Source organism: Mycobacterium sp. TH-M25, assembly GCF_057473665.1.
This window is the reverse complement of record NZ_JBYCLA010000434.1, coordinates 1-4,030: the sequence shown is the minus strand read 5'-3', so window position 1 is coordinate 4,030 and position 4,030 is coordinate 1. Positions and strand designations below refer to the sequence as shown.

At 64.9% G+C, this 4,030-nt stretch carries 4 protein-coding genes and 1 pseudogene; 4 read left to right on the top strand and 1 reads right to left on the bottom strand.

What is annotated here, in order from left to right:
• Window positions 1-763: CoA transferase (locus tag AC2VOU_RS14720; RefSeq protein WP_486958042.1), on the top strand; the 763-nt coding region annotated here is incomplete at its 5' end.
• Here the strand turns inward: AC2VOU_RS14720 and AC2VOU_RS14715 are convergent.
• On the bottom strand, window positions 760-1,446 hold the full coding sequence (locus AC2VOU_RS14715) for a TetR/AcrR family transcriptional regulator (RefSeq protein ID WP_486958041.1): 687 nt from the start codon (window positions 1,444-1,446) through the stop codon (window positions 760-762). The genes AC2VOU_RS14720 and AC2VOU_RS14715 overlap by 4 nt on opposite strands.
• A gap of 142 nt (window positions 1,447-1,588) precedes the next feature.
• Here AC2VOU_RS14715 and AC2VOU_RS14710 point away from each other — a divergent pair, with 142 nt between their 5' ends.
• The 3 genes and pseudogenes from AC2VOU_RS14710 to AC2VOU_RS14700 form a co-directional block, all read left to right on the top strand.
• Window positions 1,589-2,728 (top strand): amidohydrolase family protein, encoded by a 1,140-nt coding sequence (locus AC2VOU_RS14710; RefSeq protein ID WP_486958040.1) that lies wholly within the window; start codon window positions 1,589-1,591, stop codon window positions 2,726-2,728.
• A gap of 4 nt (window positions 2,729-2,732) precedes the next feature.
• On the top strand, window positions 2,733-3,932 hold the full coding sequence (locus AC2VOU_RS14705) for a thiolase C-terminal domain-containing protein (protein WP_486958039.1): 1,200 nt from the start codon (window positions 2,733-2,735) through the stop codon (window positions 3,930-3,932).
• A pseudogene (locus AC2VOU_RS14700) lies at window positions 3,929-4,030 on the top strand (acyl dehydratase); the annotation flags it as partial. The gene AC2VOU_RS14705 and the pseudogene AC2VOU_RS14700, both read left to right, overlap by 4 nt.

The following is a 4,030-nucleotide window of genomic DNA, read 5'->3' as shown; positions in this document are numbered from 1 at the left end:
CGACATCCATCGCAAGGCGGTGACACTGCACGCCGGCAGCGCCACACCGGCAGTGCAGGCCGACGGGATCGCGGCCCTCGGGGTGGCCTCGGCGCTGATGGTTGGCCTGTATGCCAAACGTCGGGGAATCGAGCTGCCCAACATGGTGACGACCATGCTCGGCACCACGCTGCAGGCGCTGATCACCAACAACACCGGTTACGCCGGCCGACCCGAACCCGAGGTGGCCGACGAGAACTTCTACGGGCTCAATGCGCTGTACCGCATGTATCGCGCCGCCGACGGTTGGGTTTTCCTGGCGGCGCCGCTCGCCCACGAGTGGCCAGCACTCGCGAAGGCGATGGCTCCCTACGTCGACCTGTACGCCGACAAGCGGTTCGCCACGGCGACGTCGCGGGCGGATAACGACGAAGCCCTGACAGATGTCCTCGGCCCCGTGTTCGCCACCAAGACCAAACTGGAGTGGGAACACGAACTATCGTCCCAGGACGTCGGCTGCGTGGAAGTGGTGGAACGCAATTCAGAACTGGTGCTGCAGACCGACCCGTACTTCGAGGCCGGCTATTCGGTAACGGCCCACAGCCCGATCTTCGAGGAGCACCGGCGTCTGGCGCCGTTGTACCGGTTCTCACGATCGCGCACCAAGGCCGATGCCGGCTGCACGATCGGACAGCACACCGACGCATTGCTGCGCGAAATCGGACTCGATGACGCACGGATCGCCGACCTGCATGCACGCAAGATCGTCGGCGGCGGTGACTAGCGCTGCTCGGACTCGGCGAACAGGCCGCGCGTTTCATACGACACAGGCGCGGTCAGCATGCCAACCCAGCCGTCGACGTAGTTATGCAGCTGAGCCTCGCCGATCCCGTGGCCCGACCGCGCCGACTCGGCCAGCACGTTGAGCAGGCTGGTGTAGAGCTGGAACGTGCGGCCGCGCCGAACTCGCTCCGGCAGGTCCTGCAGCGCGGCTTCGACGAGCTCTTCGAGTCGCTCCTGGGTCCAGTCGTCGTCGAGGTGGTCGGGCCAGTAGTCCGTGCGGGCCCGCGGCTCCTCGCTGAGCCGCGCCAAGAACGGCACGAACATCTCGCCCGCCTTGATGCTATTGGCCAGTGGACGCACCAGCAGCCACACCACGGCGCGGGGATCGGCCTCCCTACCCTCGTCGCGCATCCGCGCCAGCATTTCTTGCCGCTCGGTGCCGAGTGTGCTCAGGCGGAATGCGATGAGCGCCCGGATGAGGCCATCTCGCGAGCCGAAGTGATAGCGGATCACCGAGGTGTTCGACTGGCCGGCGGCCTCCTGACTCTCGCGCAGGGTGACCGCTTCGATGCCCCGCGTGGCGAACAGCCGCTCTGCTACCTCCATCAGCATCACGCGGGTCGACTCCCCCGAGGCGTTACGACGGCGCGCGGTCGCCGACATCTCGGTTCCCGGTCCCGCCATCAGGCCTCCTTTGGCGTCACGACAGTCTTATCGCACCTGGCACCTCGGCCATATAATAATGACAGTTCATTAACAATTCTGGACTTCCTCGCGCGAAGCTGCCACCATCGATGCAGGCAGCCCCGCAGCCCTGGAGGATCAAATGAGCTTTATCTGGACCAACTCCGGCGATTCCCACTTCATGGAACCCGATGACCTGTGGCAATCCCGACTTCCCAAGAAGCTCGCGGATCTGACGCCACGCGCCGAGAAGGACGACGACGGGGAGTGGGAGACGGTGCACGTCGACGGTCAGATCTTCCGGCGCAAGCTGCCCTCCTCGGCAATGGTGAAGTTCGTCGAGGAGAGCTCCAGGCCCCAGGGCGTCCGTGACGCAAAAGTGCGGCTCGACGACCTGGACAAGGAAGGAGTCTGGGGCGAGGTGATCTTTCCGTCCCTGGGCATGTGGGCATCGAGCTTCCGCACCCCCGAACTTCTCAAGGCCTGCATGCGCGTGAGCAACGAGTACGCGCTCGAGGAGATCGCCGCGGTGTCGCCGCGCTATGTGGTGACCGCCCAGGTGTCCATCCTCGATGTCAACGACGCGGTCGAAGAGCTGCAGTGGGCCGCCGACAAGGGTTTCAAGGCCGTCTTCTTGCCGACCACGCCGCATCCGAGTGCGCCGGACTGGCACCGCAACGACTGGGAACCGTTGTGGGCGGCGGCCGAGGAATCCGGGATGGTGCTGGCCTTCCACATCGGCACCGATCCGGTGGACATGACGATCGGCGGTGCCACCGGCGGGGCCGGCATGGTCTATCGCGGTCCGGGGGGTGCGGTGATGAACTACACCGAAACCACGTTCTCGGGTCAGCGGGCGGCGATGAAGATGGTGGCCTCCGGGGCGCTGGACCGCCACCCGAGTCTGAAAATGCTGATCTCCGAGGGTGGCGCCACGTGGGTTCCGTTCCTTGGCGACCGAATGATCGAGGGTTATCGCCAGCATCACATGGCGGTGCGCCCCAAGCTGGATCGATCGCCCAAGGAAATCCTGTACAGCCAGGTCTATGCGTCCTTCCAGCACGACGAGACCGCAGTCGCGGCCTACGAACACATGGGCTACAAGAATGTGATGTTCGGCAGCGATTACCCACACATGGAGGGCACTTTCGGGCATACCCAGGACACCCTGAAACAGCTCTTCGACGGCGTCAGCGACCAGACCCGGCTGCGGATCACCCAGGGCACGTTCTACGAACTGTTTCCGGATGTCCCTCCGGTCCCAAGCGACGAAACCGTCTGAGCCCGTGCCGAACTTCTCCGGTTTGCGCGACGTCGCGATCGTCGGAATCGGCGCGACGCCCTATTACAAGCGCGGTCAGTCCCTACCGAAAACGACGACCGAGCTTGCCTGTGAGGCCATCCTGGCCGCCTGCGAGGACGCCGGTCTGACCGTCACGGATATCGATGGCTTCGCCTACTACTCGGGCGCAAGCGCCGGCTACACCGAGAAGATGGACACCGCCGACTTCATGGAGACCCTCGGGATTCCGGAAGTCCGGTTCACCGCGGCGCTGACGTCGGGCGGCGGCGGCTCGGCCGGCGCGATTGGTCTGGCGAGAGCGGCGATCGTTTCCGGCGACGCCTCCGTCGTGGTGACCTTGATGGCCCTGCAGCAGTCCAAACAGCGTCTGGGATCGGTGTTTTCGGCGATGGAGCCCGACCCGATCAACTCGTTCCTGCAGCCGTCGGGGCTGTTCGGTCCCGGGCAGCTGATGTCGGTGCTGGCCCGTCGGCACATGTATCTGTACGGCACCCGTCGGGAGGCGTTCGCCGAAATCGCCATCTCGACACGGGCCAACGCGGCCAACCGGCCCAAGGCGATACACCGGGCGCCGCTGACGGTGGAGGACTACTTTAACGCGCGCATGATTGCAGAACCTTTATGCCTGTACGACTTTTGTCAGGAGACCGACGGCGCGGTAGCGGTGATCACCACGCGCATGGACCGGGCGCGTGACCTAAAGCAGCCTCCGGTACCGGTGGTCGCCGCCGCGCACGGTGGTGTACGAGAGTGGGGTCGAGCATTCGCGTGGATGGGAATGCCGGACGACTACTTCGCCTCGTCGGGCAACAAGCCGATCGCCGAGAGGCTGTATCAGCAGGCCCGCATCACCGCCGCCGACATCGATGTTGCACTGCTCTACGACCACTTCACTCCGATGGTGCTGATGCAGCTCGAGGATTACGGCTTCTGTGAGAAAGGTGAGGGTGGGCCGTTCGTCGAAAGCGGTGCGATCCGCTATCACGGCGGTTCCATCCCGGTGAACACCCACGGCGGTCAGCTGTCCGAGGCCTACATCATCGGGATGACCCACATTATGGAAGGAGTCGAGCAGATGCGCGGCACCGCCATCAACCAGGTCGCCGACGCCGACCTGGCGTTGGTAACCGGCGGGCCGGCCAGCCTGCCGGTCAGCGGTCTGATCCTGGGGCGTGCGGCATGACCGCGCCGACGACGACACTGGCAACGACGATCCCCGGCGAACACATCCGCATCGCGGTCAACGAGACGACCGAGCCGTTCTGGGAGGCCGCCAAAACA